An 18393-nucleotide genomic window follows, 5' to 3' on the forward strand; every position below is an offset into this window, starting at 1 on the left:
CCAAAAGTAGGACCGTTCGAATTTCAAAAACTCGGTACACCATTAAGTCAAAGCATGCTTAACTGAATGGTGTTAGCTCTTGGGCGGCTTTTAATAAAAACACAGGTGTTTCTATTTTAGGTTAACATGTAAAACAATCCCTTCTTCCTACTCCATTTTATTAAATCCAATAAAGGACATATGTCCTTAATATTGGGATTTTGCATCTAAATAGTGATAAAAACACGTGGTTTTGTAGTTAAATGTTGCAAAAAAGTTTCTAATTATGTCTATATTTATGCAGTAAAATTGTCACACAATGGTATAATCTTAATCGTTCGTTCAGCCTTATAACATCGTTTTTGTACTCTCGGTAATAAGGTCCGCGCGCATGACGCAAGTCGCGAAAAATTGAACGAGCCCGCAATGAATACATTGCGCAACACAAAAAACCGTTGAACAAGAGTGCACAAAAAAGGTTAAACCCAACATGAAAGCAATGAAAAGATCTACGTTAGCTACCCTAATCAATGCAACGTTGTTCTCTGCAGTAGCAGGTACTTCATTTTCTTCTTTAGCTGCTGAAGAAAAAACAGCTAAAAAAAGTAATCAACTAGAAGTTATTCAAGTAACAGCTCGTAAACGTGTAGAAAACGCTCAAGAAGTACCAGTAGCAGTATCTGCTCTACAAGGTGATAACCTTGATGCGTATAGCTCAGCTGGTATGGATATTCGTTTTTTAAATGCGAAAATTCCAAGTTTATCTATTGAATCTTCATTTGGTCGTTCATTCCCACGCTTTTACGTTCGTGGTTTAGGTAATACCGATTTCGATTTGAATGCATCACAACCAGTATCACTTGTTGTTGATGAAGTCGTTCAAGAAAATGCAATTTTAAAAGGCTTCCCAGTATTTGATGTTGAGCGCGTAGAAGTATTACGTGGACCACAGGGAACTTTATTTGGACGTAACACGCCGGCTGGCCTTGTTAAGTTTGATACTGTTAAACCAAGTCAAGAGTTTGATGGTTATGGCTCTGTTTCATACGGTAGCCGTGGCGCTGTAGACACAAGTGGTGCTGTAGGTGGTGCTTTAACTGACCGTTTATCTGCTCGTGTTTCATTATTATGGCAAGATAAAGACGATTACATTGATAACCAAGCTCCAGGCTTTGAAGCTAAAGACGAGCAAGGTGGTTACACTGAAAAAGCGGCACGTGTTCAGTTTTTATATGAAGGCGATGATTTTACTGCTTTATTAAACTATCACACACGTGATTTAGATGGCTCGCCAATTGCCTTTCGTGCAAATGTAATTAAAACGGGTACTAACGAGCTAGTAGATAATTACGAAAGTGATGTTGTTTATCAAGATGCAGCATCTCGTTCTACTCAACAAGTAGAATCTGAAGGTGCAAGCTTAAAGCTTGAGTGGGAACTTAAAAATCACACAATCACTTCAATTTCTGCATGGGAAAGTGCTGAAATATATTCTCGCGCTGACATCGACGGCGGTTACGGTGCTTCTTATATTCCAGATTTCATGGGGCCTGGTTTTATCCCTTTCTCTTCAGAAAGTGCTGATGGCATTCCAGATCACGACCAGTTGACGCAAGAGCTTCGCTTATCTAGTAACTTTGATGGCGATTTAAATTATCAAGTAGGTGTTTTTTACTTCGATGAAGAACTAACAATTGAAAACTACAGCTACGATACATTCTCAACACCCGATGCTGGTGCTTTAAATGGCTATGTTCGTCAACAGCAAGATACTACAGCTTGGGCTGTATTTGGTTCTGTAGATTATACTTTTTCAGATGATTTAAAAGTAACAGCGGGACTTCGCTACTCTGATGACGATAAAGATTTTGTCGCTGACCGTACACTTAGCCCAATTGGCGGTGGTGCATTACTTGTAGAGCGTGATGTTAGTGACGACCATGTTAGCTGGGACTTATCTGCAAATTATAAAGTAAACGACGATGTTAACTGGTACGGCCGTGTAGCAAATAGCTTCCGCGCACCTAGTTTACAAGGTCGTATTTTGTTTGGTGATGATGTAACAACAGCTGAATCAGAAACTGTAACATCGTACGAAACAGGTATTAAATCAGACGTGTTAGATGGCCAAGGTCGTGTTAACGCGACTGTGTTTTATTACACAATGGACGACCAGCAACTTACCGCTGTAGGCGGTGGTGCTAACTTTAACCGTTTAGTTAATGCTGATAAAACGACTGGCTATGGTTTTGAGTTAGATACGCAGTGGGTATTAAGCGATGAGTTTAATGCAACGTTTAACTTAAGCTACAATAAAACAGAAATTAAAGATAACGATTTAGCTGTCGCTGTTTGTGCTCAATGTACTGTAACTGACCCAATTAATGGTTCTGGTCTTGCTGTACTTGATGGTAATAGCTTACCGCATGCTCCTGAGTGGATCTCTAACTTTACGCTTCGCTACACTAAAGAACTTACCGATGGTAACTTCTTCGCAAGCGGTGATATTTCTTATCGTAGTAAAATCAATATGTTCCTTTACGAATCAGTAGAGTTTGAAGGTAAAGAGCTTATTGAAACAGGTTTGCGTACAGGTTACACATGGTCTGAAGGCGACTACGAATACGAAGTAGCCGCTTTTGTTCGTAACTTATTTGACGAGCAACAAGTTATTGGAGCTGTAGACTTTAATAACAATACGGGTATTGTTAACGAAGAACGTTACGTAGGTGCTGAGTTTAAAGTTAGATTTTTCTAACTAATAGCTAAAAGTATTTACTTTAAAAGCCTGCATTGCGCAGGCTTTTTTATTTGTATAACCCCTTTTAGAGCTGCTAAAGTAGCGCCTAATTGGTTTATTTAAAGAGAAGAGCAATGGCTGGATTTTGGAATTACCGTGTAATTTTTTGTGAAGCAACGAAAGACGAAGCAGCGCAATATCAAATACACGAAGTAGAATATAACCTGAACGGTAAAGTGACTAACTGGTCAGAAACAGGCGCAGCCCCTTTTGGTACAACACTTGATGAGTTGAAAGATGACTCAGATCGTTTAAAAACAGCATTTGAAAAGCCTGTACTTAAAGTTATGCGTAAAACGCGTGGCTACGAGCTTGTTGATGTTGATACGGGTGAAGAAGCAACGGGTGAGCCACCAGCTGGCTTAACGCAATAACAACAATTTAATAAAAGGTGCTTAAGGCGCCTTTTTTATTGTCAAAATTTGGCTTAGGTTAAATAAGGAATGAGGATGACATTAGAAGCAGTATTATTTGATATGGATGGCACATTAGTTGATTCAGAAAGCATGCACTTTGTATGTTGGAGTAAACTACTTAAGCCTTATGGTGTTAGTTATTTAGAAAGTGATTTTTGTCAGCGCTTTTCAGGACGACCCACTTTAGAAGCTGCAATAGAGATTAAGCAAGAGCATAACTTATCAGTAAGCGCACAGTTTTTAGCGGATGAAAAATACCGTTTATTTGGCGAATATGTAATAACACATTTACCACCACTAATGCCGTTTACTGAGCAAACGTTGAAAGCTGTAAAAGCGAGTGGCTTAAAAATGGCGCTAGTAACGGGCAGTGCTAAAAGTGAAGCTATGCCAATACTTAAAGGTTTAGGATTTTATGAGCTGTTTGACACGGTGGTAACAAAAGACGATGTAACTAATCCTAAACCTGCTGGAGACCCATATTTACTGGCACTTAAGCAGATAAATATACAGGCAGGCAATGCAATAGCCGTTGAGGATACATTTACCGGCGTTACGGCGGCCAACAATGCTTTGTTACGTGTTGTAGCCATTGCCAATAGCCATACTAAAGATCACGATTTTAGCCTAGCTACTTATAAAATGAGTAACTTAGATGAGTTTTGGCAATGGGTGCAATCTCAACTATAGTTTAAGCCAACTTTTACTTGCTTGGATGCGCCAATGTTTACTATTAAACACCTGCTTTTAATTGTTGTTGTACTTTTTACGCAATGTATAAGTGCAGCACAACCCTCTGTTTTACTGGCTAAAGTATATAACGAAACTAAACATTACGATGTAAGTAAGTATTTAGTCAGTGAAAAATATGATGGCGTAAGAGCTATATGGACCGGCACGCAGTTTGTTACTCGCAAGGGCAATATTATCAATGCGCCGAGTTGGTTTACAGCGCCATTGCCAAATGTATGGCTTGATGGTGAGCTATGGACCAAGCGTGAGCACTTTTCTGCGCTTAGTGGCATAGTAAGAACTAAAAAACCTAATAATCATGATTGGCAAACTATTACTTATAAAGTATTTGATATGCCAGATGAAAATATGCCTTTTAGCACTCGTTATAAAAACTATAATGAGCTTATTACTAGCCTAAACTCGCCGCACATTAGCGTTGTAGTTCAATATAGCTTTACTAATAATGAGCAGCTCACAGAATATTTTGAAAACATAACTAAGCAGGGCGGCGAGGGCGTAATGCTACATTTGGCTAGTGCTAAGCACAGCAATGGTCGAAGCAATGCATTACTAAAATTAAAACCTTATTTAGATGCAGAAGCGGTTGTGATTGCGCATTTACCAGGTAAAGGAAAATACCAAGGTATGTTAGGGGCATTAAGGGTAAAAACAGCACAAGGGCAGGTGTTTTCGATTGGTACTGGATTTAGTGATGCAGAGCGCTCCACTGCGCCTGAGATAGGTAGCACTGTAACGTACCGATTTCATGGATTAACAAAAAACGGTTTACCGCGTTTTGCTAGTTTTTTACGAGTAAGAGATAGTTTATAACATTTATAATTTTTACAAAGTGTGCTAAATTGCGCGGCCTTTTTGGTAATGTGTGGTGAAGTATGTTTGTAGGTTTTGATTACGGTAGTTCTAATTGTGCTATGGGTGTAATGAGCGAGGGTAATGTTCAATTAGTACCGCTAGAGCAAGGAAAACATTACTTACCGTCTACACTTTACACTCATCACAGTGCCTTGGTTGTTGACTTTGTTGCTAAGCATTTACATGGCACAGCCCATGAGCATGACTTTTTAACACAGCGCCAAGCATTATTAAATACCTTACCTCGTATTAAGTCAGACCTTGATTTACAGCCTTCAGATGAAACCCTATTTATTGGTCGTGAAGCGATTAGCGAGTACGTGCAGTTCCCTGAAGAAGGCTACTTTGTTAAGTCCCCTAAATCATTTTTTGGCGCAACAGGTTTAAAGCAAGGTCAAATTAACTTTTTTGAAGATATCGCAACCGCGATGATCTTAAAAATTAAGCAACGCGCTGAGCTCTCTTTAGGTAAAACACTTACACAAACAGTGATTGGTCGCCCAGTAAACTTTCAAGCTGTGGGTGGTGAGCAATCAAATCAACAAGCGGTCGGTATTTTAGAACGTGCTGCTAAACGCGCTGGTTTTAAAGACGTAGAGTTTTTATATGAGCCACTTGCTGCGGGTATCGATTACGAGAGTGATTTAACTCAGGATCAAAAAGTACTCGTTATTGATATTGGTGGTGGTACGAGTGACTGCTCGTTTGTACAAATGGGCCCAAGCTTTAGAGGAAATAGCCAGCGCGATGGAGATTTTTTATCTCACAGTGGTAAACGTGTTGGCGGAAACGATTTAGATATTGCTTTGAGCTTTCATGGTTTAATGCCGTTATTGGGTTTAGGCAGTACGTTTAAATCAGGTCTACCTTTGCCTAATCAAGCGTTTTGGCAAGCGTGTAAAATTAACGATGTAAACTTACAAAGCCAATTCTATAGTGAAAGCCATACCCGAGAGCTAAATGCACAATTACGTGATGTAAGTGCACCTGAGCTTTATAAGCGTTTAATACATTTACAGCAAAACAAGCAAGGTCATCAGTTAGTACAACAAGGTGAAGCGGCTAAAATAGCACTTTCATCAGCTAGTGCGTTTGATTGTGATTTAAGCTTTTTAGATAGTGGGCTGAATAAAAATGTATCGGTAAGCGATTTAGCTGTTGCCGTTGAGAGTAGTATTAGCCAAATAGTTACTTTAGCAAAACAAGCAATCAGCGACGCTGCGACCACGCCAGACATTATTTACTTAACAGGCGGTAGTGCACAGTCACCATTGATTAAAGCGGCTTTAAGTGAGCACTTAGGTAATATAAAAATGGTTAACGGGGACCACTTTGGTAGTGTAACTGCTGGCCTGACTAAATGGGCCAGCATGCTTTATAAATAACCTAGATTACAATTGAGGTTTAAAGATCTATTTGTCGGGTTGCGAGGTATTTTTCGTAATCTGGCAATGTACGTTCAAGCTCTACATCCATAAGCGGTGAGCTTAATAACATATCTGCACTTACCTCATTACACGCCACCGGAATATTCCAAACAGCGGCTAAACGCAGCAGTGCTTTAACATCAGGGTCATGAGGCTGTGATGCTAATGGGTCCCAAAAAAATATCAAAACATGTATCTCATGTTCAGCTATTTTAGCGCCAAGTTGTTGATCGCCGCCCATAGGACCACTTAAAAGCTGAACTACATCAAGTCCCGTGGTTTTTTGAATTAAATGCCCGGTAGTACCTGTGCCATATAAAGTGTGCTTACTTAGTATTTCTTTGTGTTTTTCACACCATAATTTTAATGCTGCTTTTTTACCGTCGTGGGCAACTAAAGCAATATTTTTTTGTGCGGGAAGAGATTGTGTTTTTTGTTCCATGCTGATTCTTTTTTATTAGTTAGCTTAAACTCTGGGTAATAAATCTCTTAACCAAAGTGCAGGTTAGTTAAAATAATAGATTGATAGCAAGGGCTATAAATACAATGCCGGTGATCCTATCAATCCAAAGTTGGCTATTTGGGTTACGTCTAAAAAACTGTGCAATTTTGTCGCCAAAATAAATATACGTGCAGTCAATCGGAAAAGCAAAAATAGGGTAAAGCAAGCCAAAAAAAGCGAGTTGAAAAGTAGCAGATGAAAGCGTTGGATCTACAAATTGCGGAATAAATGCAATAAAGAATAATGCTACTTTGGGGTTTAATACTTCAGTCATCATGGCCTGAAACATGACATTACTTTTTTTACTGGTACTTATATGCGGTTTATCGGTTTGCTTGTCATCAGATATAGGCTCTGGCTGCTTTAGCGTGCCTTTAATCATCATAAATCCCAAATAACATAAATATGCTGCGCCTACATATTGCACTGCGGCATAGGCACTTGGGGAAGCTTTTAGGACTGCGCTTAGGCCTACAACAGCAAATAGAGTATGAATAACCCCACCTAATGCAAAACCAAAAGCACTTTGCATACCGGCGCTTCGACCATTAGCAAATGTTTGTGCCATCAAAAATGCATTTGATGGCCCAGGTGCTACAGCCATTAAAAAGCTGGCTAATAAAAACGAGACTAAAAAATCAGGATTGATCATTGAGCGCTTTTAGTTGGGTGCAAAGTATGTGCTTTTTTGCTCATTAAAATAATCCAAAGCGGAACTAGTAATAATAAATGAAAAGCAATTAACCACGGTGTACTTAACCCCAAATGTTGGGTTAAAACAACGAGTATACTCGCGCCACTCATTTGCATAGCACCAAGTAATGCCGAGGCTGTGCCTGCTTGTTTAGGAAAGCTCGACAGAGCCATACCTGCAGCTGAGCCTAAACTTAGAGCAAAGCCTAATGCTGCAATTAAAATAGGTAACATAAGCGCAAATGCCGTCTCTATACCGCTAAGGGCTAGCATTAAAACGCCTGAAAAAACCAGTACACTCACACCGACACGCAAAGCACGTTGGCTATTTCGTTTAATGTACGTTGGTAAAATAAAACTAGCGACAATACTTATTACGGCATTTAACGTAAACCAAAAAGTAAAGTCGGCTACAGTGCCGCCTAAATGCGTAATAAGCCAGCCTGGAGCTAGCGTCACATAAACTAATATTGCCGACATTGAGACCATACAAATTAGGCTATTAAACAAAAATACCGGTGTTTTTATAATAGGTGTAAAGCGACGTAAATCTAAAATATGCCCTTGATAATGGCTATCAGCAGGACGAGTTTCTCTAAAAAAGAATAGCGTAACAACAAGACCTACAATGGCAAACGCGGTTAAAAACATAAAGTTCATACGCCAGCCAAATTGTACGGTAAGCCAAGCTCCTAAAATAGGTGCCATTGCCGGAATAAAGCACACAATCCCGTTAAGGTAAGTGATCATTTGTCCACTTCGTTCACTACCATATTTGTCACGCACTATCGCAAATGCGACAACAAATGTGGCACAGGCTCCAAAACCTTGAAGGGCACGTGCAATCATCAATACTTCAAAAGAAGGCGAGTAATAGGCAAGTAATGCTGAGCCTGCATATAAACTTATACCCACTATAGCCACTGGCTTTCGGCCAAACCTATCGGCCAAAGGCCCCGCAATTAATTGGCCTAAACCTACTGTTAGCATAAAAATAGCAACGGTTTGCTGAACTTGTTGTTCTGTAACTGCAAATTGTTCTGCAATAGTAGGAAAAGCGGGTAAGTAAATATCGATTGCCATAGGGCAAAATATAACGAGTAACGCTAGGATAAGTAACAAAGTCATATTAGGTTTAGCGGGCTGTGTTTGCATTGAGTCTCCTTTTGCCGAGTATTTTAGGTGGGCACTCGTAAAAAAGAAAGGGCTTATGACCCTGCATAGGTTGTCATTTTTTATTTTTTGATTGGATTAAGCTAAAAAGGCAGTGTAAATGCACTTTTTAAAACTGGTCTGATGTGTTAATTTGAAAAAAGTAACTGTTGATGGAAAATAATAATGAGTAATAAATCCGCACTTGTACAAACATGGCACAAATTTAAGCGCTTACCTTTTGGGAACTGGCTTTTTACTAAAGCTGTTTGTTTTAAAGCGCCATATTTTGGTTCGATGAAACCTTACGTGCTCGATCTTCGAGAAGGGCATTGTAGTGCGGTGGTAAAAAATCGTCGCAGCGTCCATAACCATATTGGAACTATTCATGCTATTGCGCAGTGTAACTTAGCTGAGTTGTGTGCGGGTGTAATGGTCGATGCAACAGTGCCAGTTAAAACCCATCGTTGGATCCCAAAAGGGATGACAGTTAGGTATTTGGCTAAAGTAGATACAGATGTAAGAGCAGTCGCTGAAATTGATTTACCGCATAGGTGGATTGATAAAGAAGACTTAGTAGTACCGGTTAAACTGTATAATACCCGCAATGAGCTTGTTTTCACTGCAGATATTACTATGTACATTACTGAAAAAAGGTAACTTACGTTAAACTGATTTGACTCAGCTTTTATCAGCGGCTTGTTTATTTACAAACGATAAGTCGCTGCCATCTTCCTTCAACAATGCTTTAACTTCTTTTGCGGGTTTAAGCTCTTTCGAAATTAGTTCAGGCTCTTCTTTTTCAAAGCGTTGCTTTAAACTACCTTCAATTACTGCACCTGCATCAATACTCAATGTATCGTGAAACACATCGCCATGAACATGAGCGCCACTTTGTACTTTTACTTCACTAGCATTAATTGAGCCAATAACTTTACCCTTAACAATGACGCTTTTAGCTTCAACAATACCTTCAACAACACCCGTTGAGCCAATAACTAAATGCTCCACTTTTATATCGCCATCAATACGGCCATCAAGCTGTACTTCACCTTGGCTAACTAAAGTGCCTGTAAGGCGTACGTCTTCAGAAATAATAGACGGTGTGTGATTTACTCTTTTTAAATTAGAGCTAACTGTTTTTTGTTTTTTTCTACCAAACACGAGAAAGCGCCTTTGTTATTTTTAGAGGATTGACTTGTTTACCGTTAAGTAATACTTCGTAGTGTAAATGAGTACCTGTACTTCTGCCTGTGCTGCCCATTAAACCAATTACGTCATGTTTAGTGATTAACTGACCTTTTTTTACTTTAATTTTATTTAAGTGTCCAAATCGAGTCACTAAGCCATTTTTATGTTCAAGCTCAATAAAGTTACCATAACCACCATTGCGACCGGCACGAAGCACTACAGCGTCTGCTGGGGCAAATATCTCGGTTTTATGCCAACCGGCTAAATCAATTCCTTTATGAAAAGCATGATTACTATTCATTGGATCTTTTCTAAGACCAAAACTACTCGAAATATAATATTTAGCTTTAGCTAAGGGGAGGGTGTTTGGTAGTTCAGTTAAAAAGTTTTCTAAATTATTTAATGCTAATAACTTATCAACGATGGCTAAAAAGTGGCTTGGAATTTTTGTTTCGTTAAATGTATCAAGTGGGCCACCTTGTGCGGTTGTTTGGGCACTTAATATTAAGTGTTGCTCAAGCGCTGACTCAATTCCTGCGCCTTTAACCATAGCTAAAATAGCTTGGTGACGTTCGCTAATTTGGTTATCTAAAAAGTTAAAGCTTTGTTCATAATGATTATTCAAATTGGCAATTCTTGTTGCGAATGGAATTGGAGCTATTAACTGCGCCTGCTTACTTTTTGGATTTTCATCGACTAATGGTTCGTGAAATTCATTGCTGCTTTCATTGATTGGCACGTCAAGATCTGAATCAAGCTTAATAACGTCTTTGCTAATCGAAGCGGGAAGGGACTCTATCATGCTTTGCAGTAGCGCCTGCTTTTGCTCAAGTATCGTAAGTTGTTCTAATTGCGTTACTTGCAGGGCTTGCTGTTCACTGACTTTTTGTTGCCAAAGTGTTTGCTTGTTTATTTGACTTTGTTCTATGTCAGATATTTTATTAGTTTGTGTGTAAACGCGAAAGCTCGAAATACTCAGCCAAATAAAAGTGACTAAAATAAGCGATGCTACAAAAAGTTGAAACCAAGAGGCTAAAACAACATGCTTAACTTCGCCATTTTGGCGAATAAGTAGCTGACGAGCTGGGAAAAATTTATGATAAAAAGATTTTATAAATACTGACATGGCATATAAACACTGGCTATTAACCGAATTAAGATAGCAATTTGAGTTAAAAAAGCTAGAAAAAAATTGTAACTGTTCAAAAATTAATAAAAAAGGGCTGCTTTTAGTAAGCAGCCCTTTTAATCATTTTTTTAATACTCGTATTACTTTGTAGGCAGTACTGTGCTCTCTACAGAGCCAAAACCTATACGTGCATAGCCTTCTTTTTCACACCAGCCGCGCATAATAACGTTATCGCCATCTTCTAAAAAGCTACGTTGTTCGCCATTGCTTAGCGTAATTTTTTCTTTACCGCCACGAGATAGTTCAAGTAAAGAACCCGCTTCTTCGTGCGTTGGACCCGATTGAGTGCCCGAACCTAACATGTCACCTGGCATAAAGTTACAGCCATTTACTGTGTGGTGAGTAACCATTTGTGCCACAGTCCAGTAAGAGTGCTTAAAGCTAGATGTTGATACGCGCGTTGGGTTATGGCCTTCGCTACGCATTTTTTGCGTTTGAATTTTAACATCCATTTGAATATCAAAAGCACCTTGGTCGCGATTCGCTTTTGACTCTAAATAGTCCATAGGCTGTGGATCGTTTTCATCACGCGTCCAGCTTGTTCTATAAGGCGCTAGCGCTTCGGTTGTAACAATCCAAGGTGATACAGTTGAAGCAAAGTTTTTAGCTAAAAATGGACCAAGCGGTTGGTATTCCCACGCTTGCAAGTCACGTGCTGACCAATCGTTAAATACACAAAAGCCAAATACGTGGTTTTCTGCATTTTCAATCGCGATTGCATCGCCCAGTGCATTGCCTTTACCTAAGTAAATACCCAGCTCTAGTTCGTAATCAAGGCGTTTACAAGGACCGAATGACGGCACTTCTGCATCAGGCGCTTTAGTTTGGCCTTTAGGGCGATGAAATGTTTGACCCGATACGTCAATAGATGAAGAGCGACCATGATAACCAATAGGTACCCATTTATAGTTAGGTAGTAATGGGTTATCAGGGCGAAATAAACTACCCACAGCTGTAGCATGATAAATAGAAGTGTAAAAGTCGGTGTAATCACCGATACGACAAGGCAAAGAAAACTCTATGTCAGATTGTGCTACAAGCGTATCGCTAAGCGCTTGTTGGTGCTCAGAGCCTGCTCGTAGTGCTTTTGAAAGCGCTAAACGCAGTGCTGACCAATACTGCCCCCCTAAACCCATAAATGTATTTAGAGTTGCTTCACTTGCTGCATCAGCGGCTGTTTTAGCGTCACCTGTTAAAACATTTAATTTACTCAGTTTTGCTAAATCAATTACTTGGTCACCAATTGCAACACCACCACGAAAGGCCTCATCAGACCCTTTACGGCGAAACTCTGCAAACGGTAAGTTTTGAATAGGGAAGTCGCAATTATCAACATTAGCTGACTCTACCCAGCTGGTTAAATTAATATCGTGGGTTTCGTTAATTAGGCTCATTACATTTCCTTTGGATTTTACTGTATGGCGACAAGGTATAGTTTATTTAATCATACTTGTACTTGGCGCCATACTTTTTAAATATTAAAACGACAAAAAGCAGCGAAGTTCGCTGCTTTTAATTTACTCAAATATTTTATAAAACGCCGCGACGCTCTTGGTCACGTTCGATTGATTCAAATAATGCTTGGAAGTTACCTTCACCAAAGCCACCATCATCAACGCGTTGGATCATTTCTATAAATATTGGACCAAATAAGTTTTTAGAGAAAATTTGTAATAAATAACAATTTTCACTTTGGCTATCTACGAGTATCTGGTGCTGACGAATTTTTTCTTTATCTTCAGCTACCCAAGGTACTCGGTCAAAAATAGTATCGTAGTACTCTGGGATAATATCGAGCGTTGCAATTGTTGATTTATCAAGCTTATCAAGAGAACTTACTAGGTCATCTGTTAAAAACGCTAAATGTTGAACGCCTGGGCCGTTGTACTCACCAAGGTATTCATCAATTTGGTTGTTATCGTTACCTTTACCTTCGTTTATTGGAATAGAGAAGGTGCCACATGGCGATTTAAGTGCATACGAAATAAGCGCTGTTTTTTGACCTTTAATGTCAAAGTAACGTACTTCTGTAAAACCAAATACGTCTTTATAAAAGTTAGCCCATTTTTCCATGGTGCCTTTATAAACGTTATTGGTTAAATGATCGATTCGGATAAAGCCTTTATCTTCTACAACACTTTGCGTTTCTAAATCTTCAAAATCGCTTTCGTAAATAGTGCCTTTGTCGCCAAAATTCTCAATAAAGTAAATTAGGCTGTCGCCAATGCCATAAATTGCAGGGTAAGGCATGTTTTTATGTGTTGAATCAGTGGCTGGTTTTGCACCACGCTCTACTGCAGTTTCAAATGCTTTTTGTGCATTCTCAACACGCCAACCCATTGAACAAATAGCAGGACCATGGCTTTTAGCAAATTCTGCAGAAAAACCTTCACGCTCGTTATTCAGTAAAAAATGAATATCGTTTTGGTTGTAATAAACAATGTCTTTACCTTTGAATTTTTTAAGCTTAGAGAAGCCAAAATCAGTAAATACTTTATCCATATAATCAGCATCAGGTGTTGCGTACTCGGTAAATTCAATACCGACTAAACCTAAATAGTTATTTACTTCACTCATTATTATTACTCCCGCAATTAAGCACTGCGATTATGTGTTGTTGTCATATTGCAGTAGATAATCAACCAGATTTTTGATTTGGGGAAGGGGGAGGCACTATTTAGTGTGTAGTGTATGTGTAAATTTTATAAGACGGTTATTATAAAGTTACGTGTTTGTAATACAGTTAAGTAAAATGAAGTTATACGCCATAGGATTGAATAGTGGTTTTTATTCTTAATTTGTTGTTTTTAAATAATAAAAAGGAGGGTTCACCTGCATGAAGCCTCCTTTTAGAATGAACAAGAAAAAGCTTAGTTGTATTTAATTATTTACACTTTTAGAGTTGCCACCAAAGAACTTGTTACGTTGCTCAATCCATTGGTTTGTTTTTATCGCTGGCGCAGCTTGATAGTGACGTTCAATCGTTTGATTTAACACTCGCGTCGGTTGCTCAAAGGACAACTTTTGTTGTGCGCCGCCCATACTTTTAATTTCATCTCTGGTCATAGCACGTCCTGCATAAAGCAGCGAGTTTAAGTACCCTGGTACTGTCTCGTAATTGTTATCTGTCAAAAGTAATACAGATTGATTGAGTGCCCAGCGACTATCGATTTCGCCATCCTCTTTTACGCCAGCAAGTTCTCCATCTATATAGACTTCAAACACCCCATTGGTTGGTGCTGTATAAAATACAAAAGCTATACGATGCCAAGAGTCGGGTTGTGTATTGCCAAAATAGCCGCTATCGCTAGTTGCTTGTCCATAGCCGCCGCTTGGGTCAATAAACATATCGGCATCATCATTAAGATAATCAGTTGTATTGGCTTGCATAATTGCACGGTAAATATCTTTACCTTCTGCGGGCCAGTATAAATCCATTACCAAGGTGTAGTCAGACACCATTCCTTCATTTGCAAAGTCACCATTTGCTGGTGTGTTTAAATCAATAAGTAAGCCTTCTGTTGGAGCGTGGCGAGAAAACGCCATAACACCTGAAGGACCATCACTTAAATCATCAATATTTAATTGAGTAGTGGTGCTATATTGTGTCTCTGCAGTGCCCCAATTTGTTTCATCTGGATCAAAGTAGCTAAGTACCGAAGGTCCAAAATCAGCTGCTAACGGGTTGTTAGTATCGTCAAAGTTCCATACGGTTACATTTGCTAAGTTGTTACATGAATAAAGTTCGGTGTCAGTGTCAAGGTGTAGGCACTGACTTGTTCTGGCACGTGCATATTTATCAAGTAGCCACCAAGCTTCAGCTATTGGTTCTACGTTTGAGAATGTAACACTATTAAAAAATAAATCAGGATTCAAAGCTGCTCCTTTAAATAGTGCAACTTCGTAATTATTAGTGGGTTGTATATCTTCAGGTTTAAGTAAAAACCAATCTGGTTGACTTGCAAACATCGTTGTTAAGTCGCTTCCCGATACTGTTACTTTATAAATAGAGTTAAACCCTGGCGTATTTGATGGCTGTCTTTCTACGTAAAAAGCTTTATGGAAGTCTTCTTGAGTCAGTGTGCCGGGTGTCCAGCGCTTTTGTACTAGTTCAGGGTTAAGTAATGCTGCGCTAATTGTGCTTGAATGTTTTGCGGCTAAGGCGGTGATTTCGGCTAGCTGCGCATCAGTTGGATAGTTTTCAGAAATAGCGATTTCAGTTTCTGCATCGGGAGCATAACGCCCCATTATCTCATCTATAGCTAGTTTTGTTGCCTCATCGCGCTCATCAATTGTAGCGGTTTCAATCGTTTTGTAATCAACAACTGGGGATGATTTATCAGCTAAATTAAAAGTAAGCGTTAAGTCAGTAATACCTTTAGCATAAAAGTCCGGTTGTAAAACAATAGCGCCGTTATCAAGGGTTGTGTAGCTTTCCCCACCGTGTGTATGGCCGCCAAGTACTAAGTCTATACCGGGTACGTTTGTTGCCATATCAGTATCTTGGCCTACACCTAAATGGCTCAACATAATCATGTAATCTACATCATCACTGTATTGGTTTACGATGCTTTGTGCGATTTGTTGCCATTGCCAGCTCATTTTAAATTGTTTAATAAAATCAGGGATCGGATCATCTTGAATTGGTTCATCTAGCTCATTCCATGGCACTGAGGTCATGCCAAACACACCAAGTGTAATACATCCTACTTGAACTTTTGCAAATCCTACGCCTGCAAAATCTTGTAGTTGCTCTGCTTCATAACGAGTATTACTAGCAAGTACGATTGCATTTTCGTCTTGGGAATAACTTAGTAATTTTTCAGGGCCCCAAGCATAATCATGATTTCCAACGACTCGCAGGTCAAACTGCATTGCTTTTATAGCTTCTTCTGTCGCGGTACCTTGTGATAATTGCTCAGCAACGGTGCCTTTTTCATAGTCGTCACCACCGTTTGTAAATAAGGTGTGCGGGGTTTGGCTTGCTACTTGGTTGTAGTAGGCTTTGATCCGGCTGAAATATTGCTCTTCATAGCCAAAGCGAGCATGTAAATCTGCAACGTGAACAAACCTTACCGATTGCTCTGTTGCATTAGCGTCGCAAGTTGGGCCGATATTTGCGAAAGCTTCATTGCGCTGCATTTGTATTGCATATGTGCCCAGTGTTGTTACTTGAGCGCTAACAAACCCATCTAAAACTATTGAATTTGTAACAGTATCCCAATTAGCGCCCGATAGTTTTGCGATAAACAGTTGTCCGCCTAATGCATAGTCATCAGGGATTTTTATTGTAATGGTAATAGGTTTTTCAAGAGTAAGCGTGGAGGGCGTAAGCGCATGTAAATCAGAAATTATATTTTGTTGTATATTCGTCTCATCTAATAATGTTTTCTCGTAGGTAAGCTCTACATCACTAGAAATAGCACTGGAAGGTGCATTAAATATAAAATTGCCTTCGTCTAATGTAACGTCTAAACCATTAGCGCTTGATAGTGTTAATTTGCTAGGTTCAGGCTCAACAGGATCGTTTGGATTAACCGTCACTTCATCACCGCTACCACAGGCAGTTAGAATAAAGCTAAGAAATATAAATATAATAACACGTGATATCGTTAACGATTGCATCTACGGATGTCCCTGAGTCTATTCAATAACCAATCAGGATATAATATCAGTTAACGGTGGAAGGGCAAAGTTGAATAAAAAATTCCCCCATAGAAGCTATGGAGGAATTGTCTTAGGTTATATTGCTACATTTGAAAAAAACAATAATTAAGAGACTTTCTCTTCTAAACCTTGTTTTTCCCATACTTTAGCTTTAAAAGTCATTAGTACTAAAACAACACCAACACCAATGCTAAATAATGCAATTTGTAAGTATAAGTTAGGAATTTCATCAACATTATTCGGATCGAAATTACCAGCAAGTAAACCCGCAATAATATTACCAATCGAGTAAGTTAATACAAACACACCCATCATTTGGCCAGTGTAACGTTTAGGCGATAACTTACTTACAGCACTTAATGCTACAGGGCTTAAACAAAGCTCACCCACTGTATGTAAAAAGTACGTAGTAACAAGCCAGTAAGGCGCAACTTTTAAGCCTTCAGCTGCGTAATGAGCTGCCATAAACATCACTAAAAAGCCTGATGCCATGATAATTAAGCCAATTGCACACTTAACGCTGTAGCTAGGTGATACTAAGCTTTTAGATAAGTTAATCCAAAGCGCTGCAAAAAATGGCGATAAAGCAATAATAAACAGTGAGTTTAATGATTGAAACCACGTTGTAGGGATTTCAAAAGTACCAATAAGGCGGTCAGTATAGTCGCGAGCAAATAAGTTTAATGATGAACCAGCTTGTTCAAAGCCAGACCAAAAACATGCAGATGCAATACATACTAAAAATAGTGCCCACATTCTTTGTTTTTCTGCATCTGTTAAATTACCTGTAAAGTAAATAACACCAAAATAAACAAAAAAGATAATAGTAAATACAATCGCTGTGTAACCTGCAACTACAGTTGGATTAATAACAATAGCGCCGGTCATTGCAGCCGTAGTAACTGCAGCAGCTGCAATTACAAATGCTGCAATACCGCCCCATGCACGTGAAGTACCTTTAGAGCCTAATGGATTAGCCGGTAAAGCGCTGTGCTTTGGTAAGTTATTAAGTGTGAGTTTGTACTGCACTAAACCAATGGCCATACCTACAGCTGCCGCACCAAATGCCCAGTGCCAGCCTACGTTCTCCATAAAGTAACCACATACGTAGTAACCTATTAAAGAACCCATGTTAATACCCATGTAATAAATAGCGTAACCGCCATCACGACGCTCATCAGCATCGCTATATAATTGGCCTACCATTGCACTGATATTTGGTTTTAGTAAACCAGTACCTGTTGCTACAAATATTAAGCCAATAAAGAAAGAATAATCATGTGGAATAGCCAAAATAATATGGCCAATCATAATAATTATGCCGCCATACCAAACTGCTTTTTGACCACCAAACAATCTATCAGCTAGCCAACCACCTGGTAAGCCTAAAAAGTATACTGCGCCTGTGTACAAACCATAGATTGCAGCAGCTGATGCAACAGTAAAGGCAAGGCCTTCTTCTTGTAAGCTTGCTGTCATGAATAATACGAGCATAGCTCGCATACCGTAATAACTCATTCGTTCCCACATTTCAGTGAAGAACAATGTCGAAAGTCCTTTAGGGTGGCCAAACCAACCACTATCTGGAGCTGAACTCATATTTACTTCCTAACTTTAAGAATTGTTGTAATGGCCTTATAATTTTTTGCTTTAGCTATCTTAATATTTAGTCATACTAAAATGCTCGACCATCAGTTTATTATTTGTAGCTAAGATAATGATTTGCTATATGGTAGTAACACCAGAAGGTAAGAGACACACCCTTATCC

15 protein-coding genes are annotated in these 18393 nt (G+C 39.1%); 6 read left to right on the forward strand and 9 right to left on the reverse strand.

The window, feature by feature from the left end:
- Nucleotides 1–469 precede the first annotated feature (469 nt).
- The 5 genes from I6E85_RS08230 (at nt 470) to yegD (ending at nt 6188) form a co-directional block, all read left to right on the forward strand.
- On the forward strand, nt 470–2737 hold the full coding sequence (locus tag I6E85_RS08230) for a TonB-dependent receptor (RefSeq protein WP_197236826.1): 2268 nt from the start codon (nt 470–472) through the stop codon (nt 2735–2737).
- A 116-nt stretch (nt 2738–2853) separates the two neighbouring features.
- Entirely contained in the window at nt 2854–3153 is a 300-nt protein-coding gene (locus tag I6E85_RS08235) for a hypothetical protein (RefSeq protein ID WP_007581307.1), read from the forward strand.
- 75 nt (nt 3154–3228) lie between these two features.
- Nucleotides 3229–3885: an HAD family phosphatase gene (locus I6E85_RS08240; RefSeq protein WP_024589448.1), complete on the forward strand. Its 657-nt coding sequence runs from the start codon at nt 3229–3231 to the stop codon at nt 3883–3885.
- A 33-nt stretch (nt 3886–3918) separates the two neighbouring features.
- Nucleotides 3919–4761 (forward strand): DNA ligase, encoded by an 843-nt coding sequence (locus tag I6E85_RS08245; protein WP_197236827.1) that lies wholly within the window; start codon nt 3919–3921, stop codon nt 4759–4761.
- A gap of 62 nt (nt 4762–4823) precedes the next feature.
- Entirely contained in the window at nt 4824–6188 is a 1365-nt protein-coding gene (yegD, locus tag I6E85_RS08250) for a molecular chaperone (RefSeq protein ID WP_007581315.1), read from the forward strand.
- Nucleotides 6189–6207: 19 nt separating this feature from the next.
- Here yegD and I6E85_RS08255 read toward each other — a convergent pair whose 3' ends face one another.
- The 3 genes from I6E85_RS08255 to I6E85_RS08265 form a co-directional block, all read right to left on the reverse strand.
- Entirely contained in the window at nt 6208–6672 is a 465-nt protein-coding gene (locus I6E85_RS08255; RefSeq protein ID WP_002958191.1) for a methylglyoxal synthase, read from the reverse strand.
- A gap of 67 nt (nt 6673–6739) precedes the next feature.
- Complete coding sequence (locus I6E85_RS08260; RefSeq protein WP_007581318.1) at nt 6740–7384, reverse strand: LysE family translocator; 645 nt, start codon at nt 7382–7384, stop codon at nt 6740–6742.
- Nucleotides 7381–8580: a multidrug effflux MFS transporter gene (locus I6E85_RS08265; RefSeq protein WP_197236828.1), complete on the reverse strand. Its 1200-nt coding sequence runs from the start codon at nt 8578–8580 to the stop codon at nt 7381–7383. The genes I6E85_RS08260 and I6E85_RS08265 overlap by 4 nt, the downstream gene beginning before the upstream one ends.
- 183 nt (nt 8581–8763) lie before the next feature.
- Between I6E85_RS08265 and I6E85_RS08270 the strand changes: the two genes are divergently transcribed.
- Nucleotides 8764–9237 (forward strand): hotdog fold domain-containing protein, encoded by a 474-nt coding sequence (locus I6E85_RS08270; RefSeq protein WP_024607174.1) that lies wholly within the window; start codon nt 8764–8766, stop codon nt 9235–9237.
- 21 nt (nt 9238–9258) lie between these two features.
- On the opposite strand, the gene I6E85_RS08275 is transcribed toward I6E85_RS08270, so the two are convergent.
- The 6 genes from I6E85_RS08275 to I6E85_RS08300 form a co-directional block, all read right to left on the reverse strand.
- Nucleotides 9259–9741 (reverse strand): polymer-forming cytoskeletal protein, encoded by a 483-nt coding sequence (locus I6E85_RS08275; RefSeq protein WP_024607173.1) that lies wholly within the window; start codon nt 9739–9741, stop codon nt 9259–9261.
- Nucleotides 9731–10894, reverse strand: a complete 1164-nt coding sequence (locus I6E85_RS08280) for a M23 family metallopeptidase (RefSeq protein WP_197236829.1) — start codon at nt 10892–10894, stop codon at nt 9731–9733. The genes I6E85_RS08275 and I6E85_RS08280 overlap by 11 nt, the downstream gene beginning before the upstream one ends.
- A 143-nt stretch (nt 10895–11037) precedes the next feature.
- Nucleotides 11038–12351, reverse strand: coding sequence for a fumarylacetoacetase (gene fahA / locus I6E85_RS08285; protein ID WP_010555130.1), 1314 nt, complete (start codon nt 12349–12351; stop codon nt 11038–11040).
- 136 nt (nt 12352–12487) lie between these two features.
- Nucleotides 12488–13534, reverse strand: coding sequence for a 4-hydroxyphenylpyruvate dioxygenase (hppD, locus tag I6E85_RS08290; RefSeq protein WP_197236830.1), 1047 nt, complete (start codon nt 13532–13534; stop codon nt 12488–12490).
- Nucleotides 13535–13837: 303 nt separating this feature from the next.
- Nucleotides 13838–16582, reverse strand: a complete 2745-nt coding sequence (locus I6E85_RS08295) for a metallophosphoesterase (RefSeq protein WP_197236831.1) — start codon at nt 16580–16582, stop codon at nt 13838–13840.
- Nucleotides 16583–16729: 147 nt separating this feature from the next.
- Nucleotides 16730–18223 (reverse strand): peptide MFS transporter, encoded by a 1494-nt coding sequence (locus I6E85_RS08300; protein ID WP_039487117.1) that lies wholly within the window; start codon nt 18221–18223, stop codon nt 16730–16732.
- Nucleotides 18224–18393 lie beyond the last annotated feature (170 nt).

The organism is Pseudoalteromonas sp. NZS71 (assembly GCF_015864715.1).
Classification (GTDB): Bacteria; Pseudomonadota; Gammaproteobacteria; order Enterobacterales; family Alteromonadaceae; genus Pseudoalteromonas; species Pseudoalteromonas arctica.

Bases quoted from the DNA above. Each gene is read 5' to 3' on its own strand.
- I6E85_RS08295 (WP_197236831.1), bottom strand. From the start codon at position 16,582: ATGCAATCGTTAACGATATCACGTGTTATTATATTTATATTTCTTAGC.
- I6E85_RS08245 (WP_197236827.1), top strand. From the start codon at position 3,919: ATGTTTACTATTAAACACCTGCTTTTAATTGTTGTTGTACTTTTTACG.
- yegD (WP_007581315.1), top strand. From the start codon at position 4,824: ATGTTTGTAGGTTTTGATTACGGTAGTTCTAATTGTGCTATGGGTGTA.
- I6E85_RS08255 (WP_002958191.1), bottom strand. From the start codon at position 6,672: ATGGAACAAAAAACACAATCTCTTCCCGCACAAAAAAATATTGCTTTA.
- I6E85_RS08280 (WP_197236829.1), bottom strand. From the start codon at position 10,894: ATGTCAGTATTTATAAAATCTTTTTATCATAAATTTTTCCCAGCTCGT.
- fahA (WP_010555130.1), bottom strand. From the start codon at position 12,351: ATGAGCCTAATTAACGAAACCCACGATATTAATTTAACCAGCTGGGTA.
- I6E85_RS08240 (WP_024589448.1), top strand. From the start codon at position 3,229: ATGACATTAGAAGCAGTATTATTTGATATGGATGGCACATTAGTTGAT.
- hppD (WP_197236830.1), bottom strand. From the start codon at position 13,534: ATGAGTGAAGTAAATAACTATTTAGGTTTAGTCGGTATTGAATTTACC.
- I6E85_RS08230 (WP_197236826.1), top strand. From the start codon at position 470: ATGAAAGCAATGAAAAGATCTACGTTAGCTACCCTAATCAATGCAACG.
- I6E85_RS08260 (WP_007581318.1), bottom strand. From the start codon at position 7,384: ATGATCAATCCTGATTTTTTAGTCTCGTTTTTATTAGCCAGCTTTTTA.
- I6E85_RS08300 (WP_039487117.1), bottom strand. From the start codon at position 18,223: ATGAGTTCAGCTCCAGATAGTGGTTGGTTTGGCCACCCTAAAGGACTT.
- I6E85_RS08235 (WP_007581307.1), top strand. From the start codon at position 2,854: ATGGCTGGATTTTGGAATTACCGTGTAATTTTTTGTGAAGCAACGAAA.
- I6E85_RS08270 (WP_024607174.1), top strand. From the start codon at position 8,764: ATGAGTAATAAATCCGCACTTGTACAAACATGGCACAAATTTAAGCGC.
- I6E85_RS08265 (WP_197236828.1), bottom strand. From the start codon at position 8,580: ATGCAAACACAGCCCGCTAAACCTAATATGACTTTGTTACTTATCCTA.